Here is a 21,372-nt window from a genome sequence, read left to right as displayed (position 1 = left end):
TACGACAACGCAGACGAGTGGTGCTCCTCCCTCAGCACCGCGGTCGGAGCCAGGTGGTGGATGACGCGGGCTCGCGGCCGTCGTGGCTGCCGCTACGGTTCCGCCATGGCGCGGGTGCTGGTGACCGGCATGTCGGGAGCCGGGAAGTCGACGGTCCTGGCGGAGCTCGAGCGGCGGGGACACCTGACAGTCGACACCGACGACGACGGCTGGACGCTGCCGGACGCCACCTGGGACGAGGCACGCATGGACCGGCTGCTGGCCGCACACCCCGACGTCGTCGTCTCGGGCACCGTGGAGAACCAGGGCCGGTTCTACGACCGCTTCGACGACGTCGTGCTGCTGAGCGCGCCGCTTGAGGTGCTGCTGGAGCGGGTGACCAGCCGCACCACCAACCCCTACGGCACGACCCCGGGGCAGCGAGCGGAGATCGCGGAGTACGTGACGACCGTCGAGCCGCTGCTGCGTCAGGGCGCCACCCTCGAGCTCGACGGGCGGCTCCCGGTCGCTGCGCTCGCCGACGTCATCGAGAGGCTGTGTCGGCAGGCGCCCTGACCGGGGCGGGACAGCCGCTGCAGGTACGGGCCCCGTCCCAGCACAGCCCCTCGCCAACCAGGCGGCAGCCACGGCCCGCTGTCACTGGCCCGCGAACGGGATCGTCCACCAGATCGCGTGCAGCACCGCCCAGGTGCCCAGCAGATAGCAGACCACGAGCGAGGCGTACGCGAGCGCGGCGCCGCGCTCACCGCGGACCGCGATCTGCTGCAGCGCGACATGACCGGCCCCGACGGCGAACACCGCGACGGCCACCACCCCCAGACCGACGACACCGGCGAGCGCGATCACCGTGCAGCCAACCGAGGCAAGGGCCAGCCGGTTCAGCCGCCGGGTCCCCACCCTCGCGTCGCGGACGCTGTCCTCACTCATCTCGTGCTCCCCCTTCGGACAGCTCCACTGTGCCAGCGGGCCCGGTGAGCCGGGCCAGCAACTGCCGCCGCTGCGCCGGGACCACCTCGGCACCGGCCTCGGGGACGTCCATCCGCTGCAGCTCCTCGCGCAGGTGCTCCGGCTCGGGCGTCCGCAGCTGCAGCGCGTCCAGCCGCACCCTGTGGTCGGGGAGCCGCGAGCACGGGTGCGCCGTCTCCCAGTGGATGCAGGAGGGCACCAGCCCGCCGTGCTCCAGCGACCCGTCCGGAGGCACGGTCAGCTGCCAGCGCAGGTCGCCACGGCGAAAGTTCTCGACGTGCCGGCGTCCGGCCATGGCCCGCGGCCTCACCACCCAGTGGTGCAGCCTGGGTCCGGTCAGCAGGTCCGTGGTGTCGAGGGCGAACCAGCGCGGCCGCTCCGGTTGCCGGCCCTGCGGGTCGACCGAGATGACCTCCAGGTAGCAGCTCGGCCCGAGCGAGAGGAGCGTGTTGTGGGTGCCGAACTGAGGATGCTCGCCGCCGGCCTCCAGCGGCACCCCCAGCAGGTCCTCCACCCACGCTGTCCCCTCGGCGAGCGAGGCGGCCGCCACGACGAGGTGGTCCAGGCCCGGAGCGGGAGGGGAAGGGGAGGTCATCACGGCTCCTGTCCGGCCCGGGACCACTCCCGGGCCAGGTGGGTCTCCAGCTCACCGCTGACCGCGTTCACGTGCCAGCTGCCTGCCACCCCGGCGGCCTCGGCCCGCGGCCCGGCCAGGTGGAGTCGCCGGACCGGCAGGTGGACCAGCCGCACGCTCTCGATCCGGTGCAGCGGCTTGCGCAGCGGGTAGCTGCGGTCGATCTGCTGGCGCTGCACCTCGGTGACGCGGTCTCGCGCCTGCTCCTCGTCCAGCACCGGCGCCAGCACGCGGCCCTCCACGGGGTCGACCACCGCCGTCGGCGCAGCGCCACCCAGCAGGCCGGCATAGCCGGACAGCCCGTCGACGAAGACCGCGACCGCGGACCGGCGCGGCGGGAACGGTGGCCGGTCGGCGGTCACCAGCGTCCGGGCCAGCCACAGCGGGCACCAGAGCAGCTCCTGCTCCCGCAGCTCCGCTCGCAGCACGGGGACGCTACCCAGTCGGCGCCACCTGGCCAGGCCGCGGCGCAGCAGCGGCTGGCCGCTCCACACCGCCCGGAGCGCCCCGTCGGCGTCGAGCGGCGACCCGTCGCCGAGTGCCTCAACCGACAACCGGGGCGTCCTCCCGGTAGCGGTGGTAGTCGTGGACCATCTCCTGGACGTGCGCCGGGGGCGCCGGCGTGAGCAGGCTGCCGGCTACCACCAATAGCAGTGATACCGGAGCGGCCACGATCGGCTCGGCGTTCGTGGGCAGCCACTGCCCAGCCACCAGGACCCCGAAGGTCACGAACCCGCCCAGCATCCCGGCCAGCGCGCCGGCGCTGGTGGCCCGCGGCCACCAGAGCCCCAGCACGATCGGGAAGCCGAAGACCGACAGCAGGAAGCCGCCGACCCAGCCGACCATCACGGCGATCAGGCCGGGCGGGTCGACGGCGATGAGGATGCCGATGAGGCTGGCGACGACCATGACGATCAGTCCCAGGCCGGTCACCTGCCGCTCCGAGGCGTTCGGACGCAGATGTGCCTTGTAGACGTCGTGGGCGATACCCGCCGAGATCGCCAGCAGCATGGCGTCCGCCGAGGACATGATGGCGGCCAGCAGGCCGGCCAGCATGAGGCCGGCCAGCAGCGTGGGCAGGTAGTGCTCCACCACGGAGACGAACATCAGGTCGGGCTGCTCCAGCGACTCCAGCACGTCCAGGCTGACGCCGGCGGCCATCACGACGAAGCCGGACAGGAACAGCAGCAGGTAGAACACGGTGCCCCACATCGAGGACCGCCGGGCGGTGCGGGCGTCCCGGGAGGCGAAGTTCCGCATCACCACGGAGGGCGAGACGACACCGAACCACAGGAACGCGATGAACAGCCCGAAGTAGGACATCCACGGCTGGGTCACCTCACCGAAGGCGGGGTCCACCGCCAGCGCGTCGCTGACGAGAGCCGCTACCCCGCCGTGCTGCCCGAGGACGACCGCAGCCGTCACCAGCACCCCCAGCAGCATGATCGCGCCCTGGATCAGGTCGGTGTAGGTGATCGCCCACATGCCGCCGAGCGCCGCGTAGAGGGTGAATCCGAGCCCCAGCAGGATGACGGCGGTGACGTAGTCGACGCCGAGCACGTAGCTGCCGATCAGGCCGGCCGCCGTCAGCTGGGGGACCATGTAGAAGGTCATCGCCAGCACGACCGCGACCGCCGCGAGCAGCTGCGCGCCCCGGCCGAACCGCTGGCCGAAGAAGTCGGGCACGGTCTTGACGCCGGCCCGGCGCAGCTGCCCCGCGATGAGGAAGATGGCGAACGGCAGGATGGCCACCGCCCCGATCGCGTAGGCGAAGAAGAACGGCGCCCCCAACGTGGCACCGGAGCCGACGGCCCCCATCAGCGAGCTGGAGCTGGCGACAGCGGCGAAGATCGCGAACGCCCCCACCAGGGTCCCGATGCTGTTGCCGGCGGTGAAGTAGTCGCTCTCCGAGCTGCGGGCCCGGCGGTAGAACCACACTCCGATCCCGGTCACCAGCGCCAGGTAGCACAGCAGGATCACGGACTCAGTGATGCGCACGTCGCCCTCCTCACTCCGAGCCGGGCCGGTCAGCGGCACGCGCGGCGTGACGACGGGCCTCGGCGCGCTCCACCCGCTCCGTCCACACGACGTAGACGACGCCCAGCACCGTCCAGAGCACCGCGCCGCCCAGCATCAGCCAGGCAGCGAGCGCGATGCCCATCACGTGCTGGCCAGTCGGCCACCAGGCGAAGACGACGGCGGAGTAGGCCACCAGGACGCCGGTGAGCACCAGGCCCGGCCGGCGGGACGGTGGCTGCCTCCCGGGCAACGACGAGGGACCTGCTCCGGTGGCGGACATCGGTGGATCACCTGTTCCTCTGACGAGCTGTCGCGTGATCACCACGGATGGTACGGGCCTGGGCGGCGACAGGCACCCGATGCACCAGGTCACCGCCGTGCCGCCGGGATAACCAGTGGCGCCCGCGGTGGCGGCTCAGCCCGACGGCTGCGCTGCGGGGAGCACGGGCCAGTCGGCGGGCGGGTCCTCCCCGACCCGGCCGTCGATCGCCTCGCGCAGCAGGTCCAGGTGGCCGGTGTGGCGGGCGTACTCCTCGATCAGGTCGAACACCAGCCGGCGCAGGCTCGGGCGCTCGCCGTCCCACTCCAGGTGACCCGGCTGGTCCAGCCCGCCGGCTGCCAGCGCCGCGCGCAGCCGTGCCCGGGAGCGGGCGACGGCCGCCTCCCACATCGCGTAGAGGTCCTGGGCGGTCTCGTCGCGGCCGACGGCGAACTGCCAGCGGTCGAAGTCCTGCTGCGGCCCCGCCATCCGGGTCTCGGGGGCCTGCCCGGCCAGCTTCCAGGCGAAGATGTCGTCCTCACACACGGCCAGGTGCTTCAGGAGGCCGCCGACGCTGAGGTCCGTTGAGGGGACAGGCCGGGCCCGCAGCCGGTCCACGTTTAGCCCGTCGGCCTTCCACCGGAAGGTGGCACGCAGCCGCTCCAGCGAGCCGGTCACGTGCTCGGCCTCGGTGCCCGCCAGCGGCGGCTCCCAGGGTGGCGTGTCATGGCCCATGCCGTGCTCCTTCGAGAGGTCCGGATGCTGCGCCCGCCCCCAGTCTGCTGACCCGCGTGGCCCCCGTCCACGGCCCACCCGTCCGCCTGGGTGCGGCCGTCCGGGACCGTCCTGGTCCCGGCCAGCGATGAGATCGGCGCGGAGGTCCAGTCAGTCCCGGCATGAGCACCGCAACCGCCCCCTCGGGCTACCAGCAGATGATCTTCGTCAACCTCCCGGTCCAGGACGTCGCGGCCGCGCGGCGGTTCTGGGAGGGACTCGGCTACGCGTTCAGCGAGGAGTTCCGAGAGGACAACACCGCCGAGTGCCTGCAGATCAGCGACACCATCTTCGCGATGCTGCTCAGCCGGGAGTTCTACGCCACCTTCACCGACAAGCCGGTCCACGACCCACGGCAGGCCTCGGCGGCGCTGCTGTGCCTGTCGGCGCCAAGCCGGGAGGCGGTGGACACCCTCGTCGACGGCGCCGTCGCCGCCGGGGCCACCGAGCCGCGGCCCGCGATGGCGGACGGCCCGATGTACTCCCGTTCCTTCGACGACCCCGATGGCCACACCTGGGAGGTCCTCCACATGGACCCGGCGGCGGTCGAGCCGGAGCCGGCCGACGCCCAGGCACCGGCCGCTACCGGCTGAACGCCACCCGATCACCCACAACGTCGGACAACAGGTGCGCTCGGGCGCACCTGTTGTCCTACCGAGAGGGTCGGCGGGAGGTGGGGGCGCCCTCCCCGGCGGCGAGCAGCGCGAAGCTGACCAGCCAGTGGGTGGCCATGAAGTCGCCCTCGGTGATGGCCGGCCGGACCGCGGCCTCCTGGGCGTCGGCGCCGGCCCGCGCGGTAGCGGCTGCCTCCGGCGGGAGCAGCGGCGCCAGCGCCCGCAGCTGCCAGGCCCGGGACAACGCCAGCCCGAGCAGGTGCGCCAGCTGGCCGTCGCGGTCGTCACCCAGCCGCGGCACCTGCAGCAGGTGGCCGTGCCGTCCGGCGCCCAGACCGGGCAGGAACGCCGCCACCCACGCGGCCGCCTCGTCGGCCGGCAGCACCTGCCGCATCAGCTCGGCCTCGGCCAGCGCCGGCGACAGGAAGTCGGTGCCGCCCGGCTCGTCCCTGGTGTCCCAGTCGGTGTCGGCGCCGAACCACTCGCGGGCGCGGGCCGCTACCGCCGTGACGACGTCGTCCCGGCCGAGCCGGCTGAACGCCTCGTGCAGCAGCCGCAGCGCGAACGCGTCGTTGGCGTGCTTGCCGTGGCGCACCGGGTACGCCTGCGCCGGGAGCCAGGCCAGCACGTGCTCGGCGACCACCTCGGCCACCGGGGCGAGCGCCTCCCGGTGCGGCGGTGGGGCGTCGGCCGCCAGCCGCGCCGCCCACGCCCAGCCGTAGGGGCGCTCGAACCCGGGGCGCTCCCGCAGGTAGCTGACCTCGACGGCGACGTGCTCCGGGGTGAGCCGGTCGGCGAGCAGGTCCCGGGCCGGGTCCAGCTCACCGGCGGCCGCCAGCGCGTCGCGGTACCGGGTGGTGAGCACCACCAATGACCACTGCATGTGCACCGACGAGTGCCAGTCCAGCGCACCGTGGAACGCGGGGTGCAGCCGCTCGGGGGTGATGTCGGTGTCGCCCGGGCCGCGGGCGACGTGTCCGGACGCGTAGGGGTACGCGGTCTGCAGGACGTGCCGGGCGATCCGGGCCCAGGCGGCAGCGGGGACGGCGGGGCTGGAGGTCACCGGGCCATGGTGCCGCAGCTGCTGACGGGCGGCGCCCACCGCGACTAGGTTGGCGAGGAGCCGGGCGTGACCCGGTCAGCCGTAGCGAAGGAGCCAGCGATGCCGAACCACACCTACAGCATCTCCGAGATCGTGGGCAGCTCTCCCGACGGTGTCGAGGCCGCGGTGAACAACGCGCTCAGCACGGCCAGCAAGACGCTGCGCAACATGGACTGGTTCGAGGTCACCGAGATCCGCGGCCACCTGGAGGACGGCAAGGTCGCCGACTGGCAGGTCGGGATCAAGCTGGGCTTCCGCGTCGAGGGCTGAGTCGCGCGGCCACCCCGCCGAGCGGTACGACGGCCGGCCCATAGGCTTCGGGCCATGAACCTGCCGACCGACGTCGACGCGTACTACGTGGCCCGGGGTGGCGACCGCTACCAGCCGACGATCCACGCCCAGGGTGCCTGGCGGGACATCGAGCAGCACATGGCGCCGGTCTCCGGGCTGCTGGTGCACGCCATCGAGTCGCACGACCCGCGGGAGGACCTGCAGCTGGGTCGGGTCAGCTTCGACATCCTCGGGATCATTCACGCCGAGGAGACCACCGTGGAGACCCGCACGCTGCGGCCCGGGCGCACCATCGAGCTGGTCGAGGCGACCGCCTCCACGCAGGGCCGGCCGGTGGTGCGGGCGAGGGCCTGGCGGCTGGCCCGGCAGGACACCTCGGCGGTCGCGGCCCTCGAGGACGAGCCGATGCCGCACCCCGAGGAGGTCCCGCCCTGGCAGGACATGGAGGAGGTCTGGAGCGGCGGCTACATCAGCTCCCTGGAGTTCCGCGCGGTCCCCGGACGCCGGCCGGGCCGGGGGCGGGCGTGGCTGCGCAGCCCGTTGGGCCTCGTCGCCGGCGAGGCGTGCTCCGAGACCGCGCGCTTCGTCGGCCTCGTGGACACCGCCAACGGGATCGCGACCCGGCAGGACCCGCGCCGCTGGCTCTACCCGAACACCGACCTCACCATCCACCTCTACCGGCAGCCGACCGCCGGCTGGGTCGGCCTGGACACCTCCGTGACCTGGGGTAGCAGCGGCGTCGGCGTGACCTCGACGGTGCTGCACGACGTGCACGGCCCGGTCGGCCGGGCCCAGCAGGTGCTCACCGTCCGGCCGATGCCCGAGGGCGCGGCAGCGACGGCGACCGGCGCCGCTCGGGCGGGTGAGAGTCGCTGACGCGCACGGGCCGGCACCGCCGATGTCACGAGTCCTCCCCAACGACGGGTCGCGGCGTGACACACTTTACCCGTGCCTGACCTCTCCCGTGACCTGGCCGACCTCGCCAGGAAGCTCCAGTCGGCCGAGGGCCTGGAGGCCACCGCGCTGTCGGTGGCCGAGGCAGCCTGCCGGCTGATCCCCGGCGCCGAGAAGGCCTCGATCTCGCTGGCCAGGAAGGGTATCGGGATCGACACCCTCGCCAGCACCGACGAGCTGCCCATGGCAGCCGACGAGGCCCAGGTGGCCACGCGACAGGGGCCGTGCATCAGCGCCGCCTGGGAGCAGTACTACGCCCTGCTGCGCGACACCGAGAGCGACACCCGGTGGCCGGCCTACTCCGCCCGCGTCAAGGAGCTGGGCGTGCGCAGCATGCTGAGCCTGCAGTTGTCGCTGGAGGACCCCGACGAGCGCATCGGCGCGATCAACACCTACAGCACCGAGCCCGAGGCCTACACCGAGGAGTCGATCCACATCGGCAAGATCCTCGCGGTGCACGCCTCGGTGGCGCTGGTGGCGGCCGCCCGCCACGGGCAGTTCGAGGAGGCGCTCGCCAGCCGCGACGTCATCGGCCAGGCCAAGGGCATCCTCATGGCCCGGCACAGCCTGAGCGCGGACGAGGCCTTCTCCGCCCTGGTCCAGCAGTCCCGCAACAGCAACGTGCGGCTGCGCGACCTGGCCGAGCGCGTGGTCCGCGACGCCGACCAGCGCTGAGCGACGGCGGCCGGGCTAGCCCTGGCCCCAGCCCGTGAAGATCTCGATGCAGCCCTCGATGCTGCGCGAGACCGGGCAGGACCGGTGGTGCGTGCGCAGGGCGCGCTCGGCCGCCTCCTGCTTCTCCGCAGGGATCTCCACCCCGGTGTAGGTGAACCGGATGCGCTTGATGACCAGCACCTTGCCGTCGAGCTCGATCTCTCCGCGGGCGTGTCCCACCAGACCGGTGGGATCGATTCCCCGGGCCCTGAGGGCACCGGCGAACGTCCCGGTCATTCAACCAGCGGCGGCGGCGACCACGTGGTCCAGCGTCGTGGCGTGGTCGTCGAACTCCCCCTCCGGGTAGCCGTAGTGCTCGCGGACCGGTCCGTGCGCGCCGTACCACACCGGGTCGTTCTCCACCGGCAGGTAGGCGCGGCGCACCGGGCCGCCCTCCCGCTCCACACGCACCTCGGAGACGTAGGCCACCTCACCCATGACGGGCTCCTCTCATCGAACTCCCAGGGTGACGCGGTCGCGCCCGGGGAGCAACCGGTCACGTCGGCCTGGCCCCCACGTCCCACCGGTGGTGCTCCAGCTCGTGCAGCGCGTAGTGGCCCAGCGTGCGGACCGTGAACCGGTGGCCGTCGCTGCGCCGGCCGGGCCGGTCCCACTGCGACCCGGTGACCTCGGCGTAGGCGGCGGCGAGCGCGGCGCACTCCTCCTCGAGCTCGTCGGCCACCCAGCCCGGGTCCTGCCCGAGGTAGTCCTCCGCCACCGCCGCCTCGTCCTGGTCCCAGTCGGCGAACTCGGGGTCGTCCTCGGTGAGCATCCGGTTCAGCCGGCGCCGCATGACGGTGCACACGTCACGCACGTGGCAGGCGTACTCCAGCGGCGCCCACGTCGGCGCGGCGGGCCGCTCCCGCGCCGCCTCCCGCCCGCGGCGGCCGGCCCCGGTCGCACTCGGTTCGGTGAGCACGTCCGCCCAGCCCTGCTGGGCCCGCTCCAGCCGCGCCGGTAGCTCGGCGTCGGGGACCGCGGCCGGGTCGAAGCCGCAGTCCGGGCACGGCTCCCCCAGCACCCAGGTCCAGTCCTTGGCTTCCTTCGGGGGCGGAGTCGGACGGGTGCTCATCCTCCGAGGCTGCCAGAGCGGCCGGCTGCGCCGCTACGCCCCGTGACGTAGCGCAGGTGTCGCTCCGGGACGGACGCGGTGGCGGCCCGGACGGCGGACCGTGGTCGGGACAGCTCACCTCTTGAGGAGGTCCCATGACGACGACGCAGCACACATACGCGTCCGGCAGCGCACGCGACGCGACGCGTGCTTCTGCGGCACGGGCGCAGGAGGTGCGCCCCGCGCGCCGGGCGCGGCCGCGGCTCTCCCGCAACGGCCGGCAGGCGGTCCTGCTGGCCCACCTCGCGGCCGCCGGCGTCTGGCTCGGCACCGACATCGTGATGGCGGTGCTGGTGGGCACCGCCGTGACCGGCGGTGAGTCCGAGCGGGCCCTGGCCTACCTGGCGCTGCAGCAGTTCGTGCTGCCGCCACTCCTGGTGGCCTCGCTGGCCACGCTGGTGACCGGGCTGGTGCTCGCGCTGGGCACCCGGTACGGGCTGGTGCGGTACTGGTGGGTGGCGGCCAAGCTGGTCATCACGGTGGTGCTGGTGGTCCTGGTGCTGGTGGCGCTGACACCGCAGGTGGACGCGATGGCCGAGGCGGCCGCGTCGTGGCAGTCCGGCGGCACCGCCGACCTGACGCCCGGCGACCTGGTGTTCCCGCCGGTGGTGTCGACGGCCGCGGTGCTGACCGCCTACCTGCTGTCGGTCACCAAGCCGTGGGGCCGGGTGCGCGGCTCCCGCGCCGGTCGAGGAGACCGGCCGTGAGGGCGGCGCGGAGCGACACCGTCGCCGACCGGCCCGCCGTGGAGCTGGTGGGGCTCACCAAGCGGTACGGCTCGCGCACCGCCGTGGACCAACTGGACCTGCAGGTGCGGTCCGGTGAGGTGCTGGGACTGCTGGGCCCGAACGGCGCTGGCAAGACCACCACGATGCAGCTGCTGCTCGGCCTGGCGCGGCCGACCAGCGGGCAGGTCCGGGTGCTGGGCCGGCGACCCGGCCCGGGCTACCTGGACCAGGTCGGGGCGCTGCTGGAGGGTCCCGGCTTCTACCCGGCGCTGTCGGGCAGGGCCAACCTGCGGGCGCTGGCGACGCGCGCCGGCGTGCCCCGCGCCCGGGTGGAGGAGGTGCTCGCCCGTGTCGACCTCACCGGGCGCGCTCAGGACCGGTACGGCCGTTACTCGCTGGGCATGAAGCAGCGGCTGGGCGTGGCCGCGGCGCTGCTGAAGGACCCGGCGCTGGTGGTGCTCGACGAGCCCACCAACGGGCTGGACCCGCAGGGCATGGCTGACATGCGCGCCACCGTGCGTGCGCTGGCCGGCGCCGGGTGCACGGTGCTGTTGTCCAGCCACCTGCTCGGGGAGGTGCAGCAGGTGTGCGACCGGGTCGCGGTGATGGCCCACGGCCGCCTTCGCACCGTGACCACGGTGGCCGAGCTCCGCGCGCAGGCCGGGGTCCGGCTGCGGGTACGGGCGAGCCCGCAGGCCCACGCCGACCGGGTGGTCGCCGACGTGGCCGGGCCCGGACCCGTCGCGGCCGAGCACGCACCGCGCGTCACGGCGGCGCTGGTGCGGGCCGGCCTGGAGGTGCACGAGGTGGCCCGGGTGGAGCCGAGCCTGGAGGAGGCGTTCCTCGCGCTGACCGGCGAGGGCACCGGGTTTCCACGGAACGAGAACGAGCAGGAGGAGGTCGGCGATGACGCTGCTGTCGTGGCTGCGCACTGACCTGCGGGCCGAGCTGGCCGTGCAGGCCAGGCGGCCGGTGCACGGGTTGCTGGTCGGTGTGGCGGTGACGCTGACGCTGGTGTTCGGGTATGTGGTGCCCTACGCCGGGTACGCGGCCGGCACCACCGGTCCGCCCGGTTCGGACCGCGGCCTGGCCGCGATGCTGCCCGCGGCCTTCCTGGGGTCGGCGACCGCTGGGACGCCGGTCTTCGCCGGGGCGCTGGCGCTGGTGCTGGGCGCGCTGGTCGTCGGCAGCGAGGAGGGCTGGCAGACCTGGAAGACGCTGCTGCTGCAGGGCACCGGCCGGGTGCGGGTGTATGCGGCCAAGGTCGCCGTCGCCGCCCTCGGCGCCGGCGCCCTCACCGCCGCGTCGCTGCTGGCCGCCGCGGCGGCGAGCGCGACGGTTGCCGCGGCGGAGGATGCCGCCGCCACCTGGCCGGCAGCCGCCGACGTGGTCACCGGCCTGGCCTCGGCGTGGCTGATCACCGGCACCTGGGCGGTGGTCGGCGTGGTGCTGGCGGTGCTCCTCCGGTCGGTGGCGCTGCCGGTCGGTCTCGGGCTGGTGTGGGTGCTGGCGGTGCAGAACCTGCTCACCGCCCTCGCCGCACCCCTGCTGACGGAGGTGGCCGAGGCGCAGCGGTGGCTGCCCGGACCCAACGCGGGGTCGCTGGTGCACTGGCTGGGCGCTCCGGCGAGCACCCCGGGCGTGCAGGACCTGGTCGGCCCGGGACACGCGGTCGCGGTGCTGGGCTGCTACCTCGTGACGCTGGCGCTGCTGGGTGGTTGGGTGTTCTGGCGACGTGACGTGCGATGAGGCAGGAGGCAGGCGGCATGCCGGTGCGGTCCCAGGTCACCGACGCCGGGCTGGCGCTGGCGGTGGCCACACTGGCGATCGTCGGCACGCTCGGCGCGCAGCGCGGCGGGCCCGGCCCCGGACCGGGACCGGCGTGGCCGGACGCCCCGGACGTGCGGCTGCTGGACGCCCCGGGCGTGGTCCTGGTGCTGGCCGCGGCGCTCACGCTGGCGGTCCGGCGCCGGTGGCCGGTGCCGGTGCTGGGGGTGGTGGCGGCCGCGGTGAGCACCTACCTGCTGCTCGGGTACGTCTACGGGCCGATGCTGCTGTGCCTGGCGGTGGCGGTGTACACGGTCGCGCGGCACGAGCCGTGGCGACGGTCGGTCGCCGCGGCGGCCGGGGCGCTGCTGCTGGTGCTGCTGCACGTCGTCCTCGGGCGGGCACCGTTGCCGTGGGTGGTCGCGCTGGCGCCGGCCACCGCGTGGGTGGCGGTGCCGTACGCGGTCGGGGCGACGGTGCGGCAGTCCCGGCTGGCTGCCGCGCGCGAGCGGGCCGAGCAGGTGCGGGAGCGGGTCGCCGACGAGCGGCTGCGGCTGGCCCAGGAGGTGCACGACGTCGTCGGCCACGGGCTGGTCGCGATCACGGTGCAGGCCGACGTGGCCCGACACGTCTGGGACAAGGATCCCGAGCGCACGCCCGAGGCGCTGGAGGCGATCAGCCGCACCAGCCGGGAGGCACTGGCCGAGCTGCGGGCCACCCTTGACCTGGTGCGACGCGACCCCGAGGGCGAGCAGTCCGCGCCCGGCACCGCCACGGCCGCCGGGACCGGCACCCCCGGGCTCGGGCTGGCTGACCTGCCGGCGCTGGGGCGGCGGATGGAGCAGGCCGGGCTGGCGGTGGAGCTGACCGTGGCCGAGGAGGCCGCTGCTGAGCTGGACGCCGCCGGCGAGCTGGCCGCATACCGGGTGGTGCAGGAGGCGCTGACCAACGTGCTGCGACACAGTCCGGGGCGCGTTGCTCGGGTCGCCGTCACGGTCGAGGATGGCGGCGTGCGCATCACGGTGGCCAGCAACGGCACCGGCGCCATCGGTGGGCAGCCGTCCGGCAGCGGCATCGCGGGGATGCGGGAGCGGGTGTCGCGGCTGGGCGGCCGGCTCGAGGCCGGGCCGGGTGGGGGACAGTTTCAGGTGCGGGCGTGGCTGCCGGGGACACCCCGGTGACCCCGGTGCGGGTGCTCGTCGCCGACGACCAGGAGCTGGTGCGGATGGGGCTGCGCACGCTGCTGGAGCACGAGGACGGCCTGCAGCCGGCCGGCGAGGCTGCCGACGGGCTGGCCGCGGTCGAGGCGGCCCGACGGCTGCGGCCCGACGTGGTGCTGATGGACATCCGGATGCCCGGTATCGACGGCCTCGAAGCCACCCGCCGCATCACCGAGGACCCCGAGCTCACTGACGTGCGGGTGGTGGTCCTGACGACGTTCGAGACCGAGGAGTTCGTCGTGACCGCACTGCGGCACGGGGCGAGCGGCTTCCTGCTCAAGGACGCCGCGCCGGCCGAGCTGGTGCGGGCGATCCGGCTGGTGGCCGAGGGCGAGGCACTGCTGTCGCCGTCGGTGACCCGGACGCTGATCGCGCGGTTCGTCCAGGAGCGGCCGCGCGCCCGCCGGCCGCACCCGGCGCTGGGCGAGCTCACCGACCGGGAGCGCGAGGTGGTGGCGCTGGTTGGTGAGGGCCTGTCCAACGCCGAGATCGCCGAGCGGCTGGTGCTCTCCCCGGCGACCGCGCGCACCCACGTCAGTCGGGCGATGATCAAGCTGAGCGCTCGGGACCGGGCGCAGCTGGTGGTCTTCGCCCACCAGTCGGGACTGGTGGGCTAGCTCCCGCCGCGTTTGGCGCATGGCTACTCGTCTGCATGTGCGTCCAAGACGGACGCATCCTGGTAACGATTGAGTAACGGGCCTGGCTCAACGTCAAGCGAGGGTCAAGAATGCCTCTACGGGGGCCGGGCCGGGTCCGGGTCGTCGGGGGAGGCGCCTCGGGAAGAGGAGGGCAGGGTGAAAGGTCGCTCACCCGACGTCGCGGTTGAGCGACGCCCAGCCATTCGCATGCAGCATCTGCGTCCTGCGGTCCTCAGCATGACCCCCGGGCGGCCCGTCACTGCCCGTTCTCAGGAACGCATCCTACTCGTCGGGTCGAGCGGCGGCCACCTCGCCCAGCTCATGGCGCTGCGTCCATGGTGGGAGGCTTCTGTTCGCGGGTGGTGCACGTTTTCCACCCCAGATGCCCATGCGCAGTTAGCGGCGGAGTCGGACGTCACCTGGGCGGCGTGGCCCACAACCAGGCATCTGGGGAATCTGCTGCGTAACACCCGGATCGCTTGGAAGTTGCTGCGCCGTTTCCAGCCCACGATCGTGGTCAGCACGGGAGCTGGGGTGGCGGTGCCCTTCTTCGTCCTGGCCTCGCTGCGACGAAAGTGCCGGACGGTCTATATCGAGGTCTATGACCGCGTCGACTCGCCCACGCTTACGGCACGACTGTGCCGCCCATTTGCGGACGTGATGTGCGTGCAGTGGCACGAGCAGACCCGGATCTATCCGGGAGCCCACGTGATCGGACCCTTGTTGTGAACCAGCACGACGAAACACCGAGTAGGGGGCCCGGACTCACCCATGACCACGCTCGTCAAGCAGCGAACGCGACGACCTCGCCGGATGTTGTCGTCCTGCTAGGCACGGATCATCATCCATTCGATCGGTTGGTGGACTGGGCTGACACCTGGGCGAGCCAGCACCCTGACCGCCGCGTGTTTGTCCAGTATGGACACTCGCGTGCCCCCCGGGTGGCTGCCGGAGTGAGCATCCTCGACCAGGCAGGGCTACGGGGCCTGGTGCAATCATCTCGCGCCGTCATCGCCCACGGGGGTCCGGGCACGATGGTCGACGCACGGACAAGCGGCCACACGCCGGTCGTGGTGCCGCGCGACCCCCGTCGTGGGGAGCACGTGGACGACCACCAGCAGCGGTTCGCCAGATGGGCGGCGAAGATGGGCTTGGTTCAGGTGCTCGTGGACACCGCTGACCTAGACGCCACCGTCGAGCAAGAACTGACCTCTCCCACGCCGCTTTCAGCAGGCGCCGGAGACCCTCACGCCTCGGTCCAGTCGTTGGTACATCTGCTGCAGGAAGAACCCGTTGGCCCTATCCGCAGGTTGTGGCGCAGATCACATCGACCGCGAGGCAACCACCGGCCCCGATAAAGCGTCTTATGGGGTGTCGGGCCCCGGGCAAGGCCCGGCACATGCGCCTGGGAGGGCCGTTCGGGGCGAGCGGCGGCGCGGGGGGAGGCGTCCGAGGGGGCGGACCGGGGTGTCGTCGCAGGGGGCGGCACCCCGGCCCCCCCTCGGGCCAGCTGCACCGTCGAGCCTGCCGCGAGGATCCCGTCCCGCGGCCGTCAGGCAGACTGGCGGCAGAGGCCGACGCGGCCGGCCGCCGCGGGAGCGGATCCCGGGCGGGCTCGCCCGCGTCCCACTGGGTAACCGCCCGGCCGCGAGGAAGGACGACCACGATGTCCGCAGCCCCAGCCAGCCAGCTCCCCGCCCAGGTCGCGGCTGCCGCGCTCCTCGCGGTGGCGCTGTCCGGGTGCGGAATGACCGACGGCACCGCCCCCGGTGAGGGTGACGGGCAGGCGCAGACCGCCCCTGCGACCACCGAGTCCGGCCCCGAGCGCACCACCCCCGAGCCGGTCGACCCATCGCCATCGAGCCCTGCCCCCACCGAGCCTGAGGAGGACGCGGTGACGCCACTGGAGCCCACTCGCGACCCTGCCCCCCTGCCGACCGGACCGGTCCCCACCGACCTGGACCAGCAGCCGCGGGTGCAGGCGGCGATCAGCGACCTGGCCCGCCGGCTGGAGGTCCCGGAGGCGGACGTGGTGGTGGCCGGCTGGGCGGAGGTCACCTGGCCGGACGGCTCACACGGGTGCCCGCAGCCGGGCATGATGTACAGCCAGGCGCTCGTCCCGGGCGAGCAGCTGGTGCTCCGGGCGGCCGGGGAGCTGTTCAGCTACCACGCCGCACGAGGGAAGGACTTCCGGTTCTGCGCCGACCCGACCGCCCCGGTCCAGGACGGCCAGACCAGCTGAACCGCCCGGCCCGCGAGCGGCCGGCTCCGGATCCACCCTGAGGTGCCCCTGGGCCGCTACCCGCCGGCGTGCGACCGCAGGGGGAGGCGCCTGCGGGGGAAGATCACCCTGGCGGGGGATCCGCGACGCCGGGCCCGGCTGTGAGGGTGGGGGCATGATCGAGTGCCGAAACTTGACCAAACGTTACGGGGAGCACGTCGCCGTCGACGACGTCACCTTCACCGCCGCCCCTGGGCGCGTCACCGGATTCCTCGGCCCCAACGGTGCCGGCAAGTCCACCACGATGCGGATGCTGTGCGGTCTCACCCGCCCCACCGCCGGGACCGCCCACGTGTTGGGGCGGCCGTACCACGACATCCCGAACCCGGGCCGCTCGGTGGGCGTGCTGCTGGACGCCTCCGCCCAGCACTCCGGTCGCAGCGGCCGGGAGGTGCTCACCCTCAGCGCGATGGTGATGGGGCTGGACCGCTCCCGCGTTGACGAGATGCTGGCGCTCGTCGGGCTCACCCCGAAGGAGGCCAAGCGGCGGGTCGGCGGCTACTCCCTCGGCATGCGGCAGCGTCTCGGCATCGCCAACGCGCTGCTCTCCGACCCCCCGGTGCTGATCCTGGACGAGCCGGCCAACGGGCTGGACCCGGCCGGGATCCGATGGATGCGCGGCCTGCTGAGCGAGTTCACCCACCGTGGTGGGACCGCCCTGCTCAGCTCCCACCTGCTGCGCGAGGTCGAGGTCATCGCCGACGACCTGGTCGTGATCGGCCGAGGCAAGATCGTGGCCCAGGGCTCGACCCAGGAGCTGCTGGCCGGTAGCGGCACCGTCGCCCGCGCTCTCGACGAGCCGGCGCTGGCCGCCGCCCTCGAGCGCGCCGGGCTGAACGTCACCACCACCTCCGCCGGCGGCCTGGCCGTCGAGGCCGACCCGGTCCAGGTGGGCCGGATCGCCGCCGAGCAGCAGCTGGTGCTGACCGAGCTGCGGCCGGCCGGTGGCGGCGGCCTGGAGGACATGTTCCTGCAGCTGACCGCCGAGGACTCCCGGGAAGGAGCCGCCGCATGAGCGTCACCGAGACCGACAGCACCACCCCGCCGGCCGTCGAGGCGGCCACGACCGACGCCCTCGACCGGCCCAAGGTGCCGCTCACCCGGCTGGTTCGGGTCGAGCTGCGCAAGATGGTCGACACCCGAGCCGGCATCTGGCTGTTCGCCGCGATGGCCGTGATCACCGCCGCGGCGGTGGTGCTGTACCTGCTGTTCGCCCCCGAGGAGGCGCACACCTTCTGGGGCTTCGTCGGGGTGACGGTCACCCCGCAGGGGTTCCTGCTGCCGGTGCTGGGCATCCTGCTGATCACCAGCGAGTGGGGTCAGCGCACCGGGCTGGGCACCTTCACCCTGGAGCCGCGCCGCGGGCTGGTGGTGCTGGCCAAGATCATCGCTGCCGTGCTGATCGGGCTGGCGGCGGTGGCGATCCTCATGGGCGTCGCGGCTGCCGGCAACGCGCTCGCCGGCGCGATGGACCCCGCCGCTGGCGCCTGGGACGTGGGCGGTCGCGAGGTCGGCAACGTGGTGCTGCTGCAGCTGCTGGCGATCCTGCAGGGTCTGGCGTTCGGGCTGCTGCTGCTCAACAGCGCCGCGGCGATCGTGCTGTACTTCGTGTTGCCGATCGCGTTCAACATCCTGTTCACCCTCATCGAGCAGCTGCGGGACATCGCCCCGTGGTTGGACCTGGCGACCGCGCAGCAGCCGCTGTTCATGGACCAGTCGATGACCGGCGAGCAGTGGGCCCAGCTGGCGACGACCACCGGACTGTGGGTCGCGCTTCCGATGCTGCTCGGCCTGCTGCGGCTGCAACGGGCGGAGATCAAGACCGCCTGACCCGGCGGCGACCTCGCCGCTACCACAGACGGGCCGCGTCCCGGCACCTGCGGCTGGTGCCCGGGGCGCGGCCTCGTGTGTTGACCGGATCCTCGCTGGATGCGGGCAGGTCGACGGCCCGGCCGGTGACCGGCCGGGTTGGGGCGGGGTCATCTGTGTTGCCAGTGGACGCCGGTGGTGGTGATGGTGGCGGTGAGGTCGTGGTCGTGGACCCGGGTGTGGTGCCGCGGGCAGAGCAGGGCGTAGTTGGTCAGGTCGGATGGTCCGCCGTGGGACCAGGGGGTGATGTGGTGGGCGTCGCACCAGGGGGCGGGGGTGGTGCAGCCGGGGTAGGTGCAGCCGCGGTCGCGGTGGGCCAGGGCGGTGCGTTGGCCGGGGGTGACCAGGCGGCGTCGGCGGCCTTGGTCCAGGATCTCCCCTGCGGTGCCGAGCACTTGGGGGATGAGGTCTGCCTCGCACGCCAGCCGGCGCACCGCCTGCGGGGTGAGGGTGTCACCGAGCAGGGTGGTGCCGGTGCCGGTCAGCTGCTGGCGCAGGTGGTCCCACCGGATTTGGACCACGAGCTGGGCCTTAGGGGTGGTGGGCTGCCCCTCCGCCCCGGCGACGCCACGGCCCAGCACGGTGGTGAGCGCGTCGTAGCGGCGCTGGGGGGCGGTGCGAGGGTCGGGCCCGTCGGCGTCAGGGGCCGGTGCGGCTAGGGGGCTGGCGAGGATGGCGCGGATCAGCGCCGCACCCTCAGCGTCGGCGGTGACCACGAACCGGGTCAGCGACCCGTCGGCCAGCGAAGACTCGTTGACCCCGCGCTGCTGCCGGACAGCCCGCTCCTTGGCGTCGTGGATCTTGTCCTCCAGCGCGACCGACAACAGGTGATCGGTCACCCGCTTCAGCTCACCATCGCTGAACCGGGAGTCGGTGGCCACCGACAGCAGGACCTCGACGTCCTGGGCATAGGTCTGCGGGTCGGTCACGCCGCGCACCCGCTGCAGGCACCGCAGCACGCGGGCGGCGCGACGGACCGGCAGGCCCTGCTCGCAGACAGCGTCCCGGACCGGCCGGTGCGCGGGCTCACCGATCCCCATGGCCACGGTGACCAGCTCGGACCGCTCAGCACCCGAGAGCCACGGGCACCGGGCCGCGACCCAGTCGTGCGGGGACAGCCCGGACTCCAGGTACTCACCGCGCTCAATGGCCTCGGCGACCAGGCGCACCGTCAGCCCCTCCAGCTCCACCCGCAGCCCACCCAACGCCGCAATCCCCTCCGCCAGCTCCCGGCCGGTGAACATCGCGACCTCACCGGCCGCCTCCCGGCCGTGAGCCAGCTGCTCCCGGGACCGCGCGACCGCCGTCACCGTCACTGCGCCAGCGCCCCCGCCACCACGGCCACCGCCGCTGAGCGGAGCCGGCCTGTCACCCCCCGCCCGGCCCTGGCCGGCGTGAACCACCGGCGGTCGCGGTGTCGTCGTGGTCACCCTCGCTCGCTCCCTCTTCTACGAGATCGTGCGCCCGTGGCCCCATCGCCTCGAACTCATGTCCAGGATAAGCCGCACCACCGACAGCAACCGGCGGATCCACTCCCATGTGGACGACACCACACCGAGCGCCTCGGTGTGGACAGCAACCGCGGTCAGCGCAGGCCACCGGCGCGCGCAGACCACTCCTCCGGCCGTCGGGTCAGGGCGGCTCCCCAGCGTCGCGGGGTCCGGCTTGCCGGCGCGGGTCATGGCGGAGGGTGAGGTGCAGACGGTGGGCGGTGATCACGACCGCGAGCCAGCCCGCACCGAGGGTCCAGGCGGCGAGCACGTCAGTGAACCAGTGGTGCCCCAGGAACACCCGACTCAGCCCCATGGCGCCGGCGAACACCGCGGCGACCGTCACCGTGACGACCCGCGCCCAGCGTGATCGCTGCCGCAGCAGCAGCAGGTAGGCGATGACCCCCGCGACGACCAGGGCATTGAGGGAGTGACCGGAGGGGAAGGACGGGGAGCTCTCGAACGGTGGCACGGCCGCGCTCAGCGGCGGGCGGGCCCGCCCGACGAGGTCCTTGCCGGCGATGGTCATCAGGACCGAGCCGATACCCGCTCCGGCAATCAGGATGACCGGGGTCCAGGAGCGGCGGCGAACGGCCAGGCCGATCATCACTGCGCCGGCCAGGACGGGCATGACCACCGCGCTGCCGAGGTCGGTGAAGGCGGTGACCGCACTCGCCAGCCATGGCGTCCGCAGCTCGCCCATCGCTTCCAACAGCGGTTCGTCCAGCCGGGCCACGCCGTCGCTGTCGGCAACGTCCTCGTAGGTCTCCCCCGCCAGCCAGGTCATCGTCGAGGCCAGCACGGCCCCGACCGCCAGGACCAGCACGAGCGTGTGGTGCGGCCCCAGCAGCCGTCCCACCCACCGCGCCAGCGCCAGCAGCAGGCGTCCGAGCGGCGAGGTCCACCGGGTCAGCTCCCAGCGACCGAGGTGACGGTCCTCATGCAGCTCTTCGTCGAAGCCGTCCCTGGCCCGGCGGGCATGATGAGGGGGCATGGGGGGCAGTCCTTTCCGCGGAACCACCCAGTATGGGGCGTGGCCGGCTTGCTCACCTGCCGCCAGCGCTCGGCGTCACCGGGCGGATCGGCGCCCAGGTGGCTACCATCCGACGATGGCTACACCAACGATGCTGCGCCGAGGGGTGGTGGCGCTGGCAGCGGCGGCCGCAGGCGGCGCGCTCTCGCTGGCACCCGTCGCCGCCCAGGCCGCCAAGCCGGAACCCGCGCCCGAGGAGTTCGTCGCCCTCGACGAGGTGGACCCGACCATCCTGCACGACATCCGCTACACCACGACCCACAACTTCGTGGGCGCACCGATCCACGCCTACCGGGACCCGATCTGCGTGCTCACCCGGCCCGCCGCCGATGCCCTCGCCGAGGCACAGGCCCAGCTGGTGCCCCAGGGGTACACGCTGAAGGTCTACGACTGCTACCGGCCGCAGACGGCCGTGGACCACTTCGTGCGGTGGGCCGAGCGCCTCCACGACGACCGGATGAAGACCGAGTTCTACCCCGAGGTCGACAAGTGCCAGCTGTTCGCCGACGGCTACATCGCTGCGCGTTCCGGGCACTCCCGCGGCAGCACCGTGGACCTCACCCTCGTCGAGCTGCCCGCGGCGGAGCAGCCGGACTGGCGGCCGAGTATGGAACAGGTGCCGTGCACTGCCCCGCACGAGGAGCGGTTCCCGGACAACTCGGTCGACATGGGCACCGGCTTCGACTGCTTCGACCCGCTGTCGGCCACCCTGAACCCACAGGTGGGCGAGGAGGCCCAGGCCAACCGGATGCTGCTGAAGGACACCCTCGAGTCGGTGGGGTTCAGCAACTACCCCGCCGAGTGGTGGCACTACACCCTCGAGGAGGAGCCGTTCCCCGACACCTACTTCGACTTCCCGGTGTCGCGGCGCGCGCTGGCCGACTGACCGTCACGGCGCCGGGGTAGCA

28 protein-coding genes are annotated in these 21,372 nt (G+C 73.4%); 16 read left to right on the top strand and 12 right to left on the bottom strand.

All coding sequences use genetic code 11. From position 1 onward, the window contains the following. Positions 1-105 precede the first annotated feature (105 nt). Positions 106-555: an AAA family ATPase gene (locus GFJ45_RS00945; protein ID WP_153392981.1), complete on the top strand. Its 450-nt coding sequence runs from the start codon at positions 106-108 to the stop codon at positions 553-555. Positions 556-636: 81 nt separating this feature from the next. Here GFJ45_RS00945 and GFJ45_RS00940 read toward each other — a convergent pair whose 3' ends face one another. The 6 genes from GFJ45_RS00940 to GFJ45_RS00915 all read right to left on the bottom strand — a co-directional run bounded on the left by GFJ45_RS00940 (position 637) and on the right by GFJ45_RS00915 (position 4,613). Continuing rightward, a complete protein-coding gene (locus GFJ45_RS00940) occupies positions 637-927 on the bottom strand; it encodes a hypothetical protein (RefSeq protein WP_153392978.1) in 291 nt (96 codons plus the stop codon). After that, positions 920-1,561, bottom strand: coding sequence for a VOC family protein (locus tag GFJ45_RS00935; RefSeq protein ID WP_153392975.1), 642 nt, complete (start codon positions 1,559-1,561; stop codon positions 920-922). The genes GFJ45_RS00940 and GFJ45_RS00935 overlap by 8 nt, the downstream gene beginning before the upstream one ends. Next, complete coding sequence (locus GFJ45_RS00930; RefSeq protein WP_153392971.1) at positions 1,561-2,154, bottom strand: hypothetical protein; 594 nt, start codon at positions 2,152-2,154, stop codon at positions 1,561-1,563. Before GFJ45_RS00930 ends, GFJ45_RS00935 begins: the two co-directional genes overlap by 1 nt. Further along, positions 2,144-3,598, bottom strand: coding sequence for a sodium:solute symporter family protein (locus tag GFJ45_RS00925; protein WP_153392968.1), 1,455 nt, complete (start codon positions 3,596-3,598; stop codon positions 2,144-2,146). The genes GFJ45_RS00930 and GFJ45_RS00925 overlap by 11 nt, the downstream gene beginning before the upstream one ends. A gap of 10 nt (positions 3,599-3,608) precedes the next feature. Then, a complete protein-coding gene (locus GFJ45_RS00920) occupies positions 3,609-3,899 on the bottom strand; it encodes a hypothetical protein (protein ID WP_153392965.1) in 291 nt (96 codons plus the stop codon). A 135-nt stretch (positions 3,900-4,034) separates the two neighbouring features. Next, positions 4,035-4,613 (bottom strand): mycothiol transferase, encoded by a 579-nt coding sequence (locus GFJ45_RS00915; RefSeq protein ID WP_153392962.1) that lies wholly within the window; start codon positions 4,611-4,613, stop codon positions 4,035-4,037. A 161-nt stretch (positions 4,614-4,774) separates the two neighbouring features. Between GFJ45_RS00915 and GFJ45_RS00910 the strand changes: the two genes are divergently transcribed. Beyond that, positions 4,775-5,245: a VOC family protein gene (locus GFJ45_RS00910; protein WP_228386297.1), complete on the top strand. Its 471-nt coding sequence runs from the start codon at positions 4,775-4,777 to the stop codon at positions 5,243-5,245. A 58-nt stretch (positions 5,246-5,303) separates the two neighbouring features. On the opposite strand, the gene GFJ45_RS00905 is transcribed toward GFJ45_RS00910, so the two are convergent. Then, on the bottom strand, positions 5,304-6,329 hold the full coding sequence (locus GFJ45_RS00905) for a DUF2891 family protein (protein ID WP_153392959.1): 1,026 nt from the start codon (positions 6,327-6,329) through the stop codon (positions 5,304-5,306). A 99-nt stretch (positions 6,330-6,428) separates the two neighbouring features. Here GFJ45_RS00905 and GFJ45_RS00900 point away from each other — a divergent pair, with 99 nt between their 5' ends. The 3 genes from GFJ45_RS00900 (at position 6,429) to GFJ45_RS00890 (ending at position 8,288) form a co-directional block, all read left to right on the top strand. Next, on the top strand, positions 6,429-6,638 hold the full coding sequence (locus GFJ45_RS00900) for a dodecin (RefSeq protein ID WP_153392956.1): 210 nt from the start codon (positions 6,429-6,431) through the stop codon (positions 6,636-6,638). A gap of 54 nt (positions 6,639-6,692) precedes the next feature. Further along, on the top strand, positions 6,693-7,535 hold the full coding sequence (locus tag GFJ45_RS00895; protein WP_153392953.1) for a thioesterase family protein: 843 nt from the start codon (positions 6,693-6,695) through the stop codon (positions 7,533-7,535). A 72-nt stretch (positions 7,536-7,607) separates the two neighbouring features. After that, a complete protein-coding gene (locus GFJ45_RS00890) occupies positions 7,608-8,288 on the top strand; it encodes a GAF and ANTAR domain-containing protein (protein WP_153392949.1) in 681 nt (226 codons plus the stop codon). A gap of 15 nt (positions 8,289-8,303) precedes the next feature. Here the strand turns inward: GFJ45_RS00890 and GFJ45_RS00885 are convergent, their stop codons facing one another. Genes GFJ45_RS00885 through GFJ45_RS00875 form a run of 3 tightly spaced genes read right to left on the bottom strand, consistent with a single transcriptional unit; the run spans position 8,304 to position 9,399 of the window. After that, a complete protein-coding gene (locus tag GFJ45_RS00885; RefSeq protein ID WP_153392946.1) occupies positions 8,304-8,564 on the bottom strand; it encodes an OsmC family protein in 261 nt (86 codons plus the stop codon). Continuing rightward, complete coding sequence (locus GFJ45_RS00880) at positions 8,565-8,765, bottom strand: hypothetical protein (protein WP_153392944.1); 201 nt, start codon at positions 8,763-8,765, stop codon at positions 8,565-8,567. 58 nt (positions 8,766-8,823) lie between these two features. Beyond that, positions 8,824-9,399 (bottom strand): DinB family protein, encoded by a 576-nt coding sequence (locus GFJ45_RS00875; RefSeq protein ID WP_153392941.1) that lies wholly within the window; start codon positions 9,397-9,399, stop codon positions 8,824-8,826. A 134-nt stretch (positions 9,400-9,533) separates the two neighbouring features. Between GFJ45_RS00875 and GFJ45_RS00870 the strand changes: the two genes are divergently transcribed. The 10 genes from GFJ45_RS00870 to GFJ45_RS00825 all read left to right on the top strand — a co-directional run bounded on the left by GFJ45_RS00870 (position 9,534) and on the right by GFJ45_RS00825 (position 17,902). Beyond that, complete coding sequence (locus tag GFJ45_RS00870; RefSeq protein ID WP_228386295.1) at positions 9,534-10,145, top strand: hypothetical protein; 612 nt, start codon at positions 9,534-9,536, stop codon at positions 10,143-10,145. Further along, positions 10,142-11,101 (top strand): ABC transporter ATP-binding protein, encoded by a 960-nt coding sequence (locus GFJ45_RS00865; protein ID WP_228386293.1) that lies wholly within the window; start codon positions 10,142-10,144, stop codon positions 11,099-11,101. Before GFJ45_RS00870 ends, GFJ45_RS00865 begins: the two co-directional genes overlap by 4 nt. Continuing rightward, positions 11,073-11,915, top strand: a complete 843-nt coding sequence (locus GFJ45_RS00860; protein WP_228386291.1) for an ABC transporter permease — start codon at positions 11,073-11,075, stop codon at positions 11,913-11,915. Before GFJ45_RS00865 ends, GFJ45_RS00860 begins: the two co-directional genes overlap by 29 nt. Further along, positions 11,912-13,114, top strand: coding sequence for a sensor histidine kinase (locus tag GFJ45_RS00855; protein WP_228386289.1), 1,203 nt, complete (start codon positions 11,912-11,914; stop codon positions 13,112-13,114). Before GFJ45_RS00860 ends, GFJ45_RS00855 begins: the two co-directional genes overlap by 4 nt. Beyond that, entirely contained in the window at positions 13,090-13,770 is a 681-nt protein-coding gene (locus GFJ45_RS00850; RefSeq protein WP_228386287.1) for a response regulator, read from the top strand. The genes GFJ45_RS00855 and GFJ45_RS00850 overlap by 25 nt, the downstream gene beginning before the upstream one ends. Positions 13,771-14,028: 258 nt before the next feature. Next, the gene (locus tag GFJ45_RS00845; RefSeq protein ID WP_153393040.1) at positions 14,029-14,520 is read left to right on the top strand and encodes a glycosyltransferase family protein; all 492 of its coding nucleotides are present in this window, start codon (positions 14,029-14,031) and stop codon (positions 14,518-14,520) included. Further along, positions 14,430-15,149 carry a glycosyltransferase gene (locus GFJ45_RS17025; RefSeq protein ID WP_153392938.1) on the top strand — a complete coding sequence of 240 codons (720 nt, stop codon included), beginning with the start codon at positions 14,430-14,432 and terminating at the stop codon, positions 15,147-15,149. The genes GFJ45_RS00845 and GFJ45_RS17025 overlap by 91 nt, the downstream gene beginning before the upstream one ends. A gap of 308 nt (positions 15,150-15,457) precedes the next feature. Beyond that, a complete protein-coding gene (locus GFJ45_RS00835; RefSeq protein ID WP_153392935.1) occupies positions 15,458-16,033 on the top strand; it encodes a hypothetical protein in 576 nt (191 codons plus the stop codon). Positions 16,034-16,187: 154 nt separating this feature from the next. Continuing rightward, positions 16,188-17,087: an ABC transporter ATP-binding protein gene (locus GFJ45_RS00830; RefSeq protein WP_153392932.1), complete on the top strand. Its 900-nt coding sequence runs from the start codon at positions 16,188-16,190 to the stop codon at positions 17,085-17,087. Next, a complete protein-coding gene (locus GFJ45_RS00825) occupies positions 17,084-17,902 on the top strand; it encodes an ABC transporter permease (protein WP_153392929.1) in 819 nt (272 codons plus the stop codon). The genes GFJ45_RS00830 and GFJ45_RS00825 overlap by 4 nt, the downstream gene beginning before the upstream one ends. A gap of 149 nt (positions 17,903-18,051) precedes the next feature. Here GFJ45_RS00825 and GFJ45_RS00820 read toward each other — a convergent pair whose 3' ends face one another. Both GFJ45_RS00820 and GFJ45_RS00815 read right to left on the bottom strand, forming a co-directional pair. Continuing rightward, a complete protein-coding gene (locus GFJ45_RS00820) occupies positions 18,052-19,257 on the bottom strand; it encodes an HNH endonuclease signature motif containing protein (protein WP_153392926.1) in 1,206 nt (401 codons plus the stop codon). Positions 19,258-19,573: 316 nt separating this feature from the next. After that, a complete protein-coding gene (locus tag GFJ45_RS00815; RefSeq protein ID WP_153392923.1) occupies positions 19,574-20,425 on the bottom strand; it encodes a phosphatase PAP2 family protein in 852 nt (283 codons plus the stop codon). A 115-nt stretch (positions 20,426-20,540) separates the two neighbouring features. On the opposite strand from GFJ45_RS00815, the gene GFJ45_RS00810 reads away from it, so the two are divergent. Beyond that, complete coding sequence (locus tag GFJ45_RS00810; RefSeq protein ID WP_153392920.1) at positions 20,541-21,350, top strand: M15 family metallopeptidase; 810 nt, start codon at positions 20,541-20,543, stop codon at positions 21,348-21,350. Positions 21,351-21,372: the final 22 nt, after the last annotated feature.

This window comes from Ornithinicoccus halotolerans (assembly GCF_009602535.1).
GTDB lineage: Bacteria > Actinomycetota > Actinomycetes > Actinomycetales > Dermatophilaceae > Ornithinicoccus > Ornithinicoccus halotolerans.
Note: the sequence above shows the minus strand (reverse complement) of the source record. Positions and strands in the feature narration are given on the sequence as shown.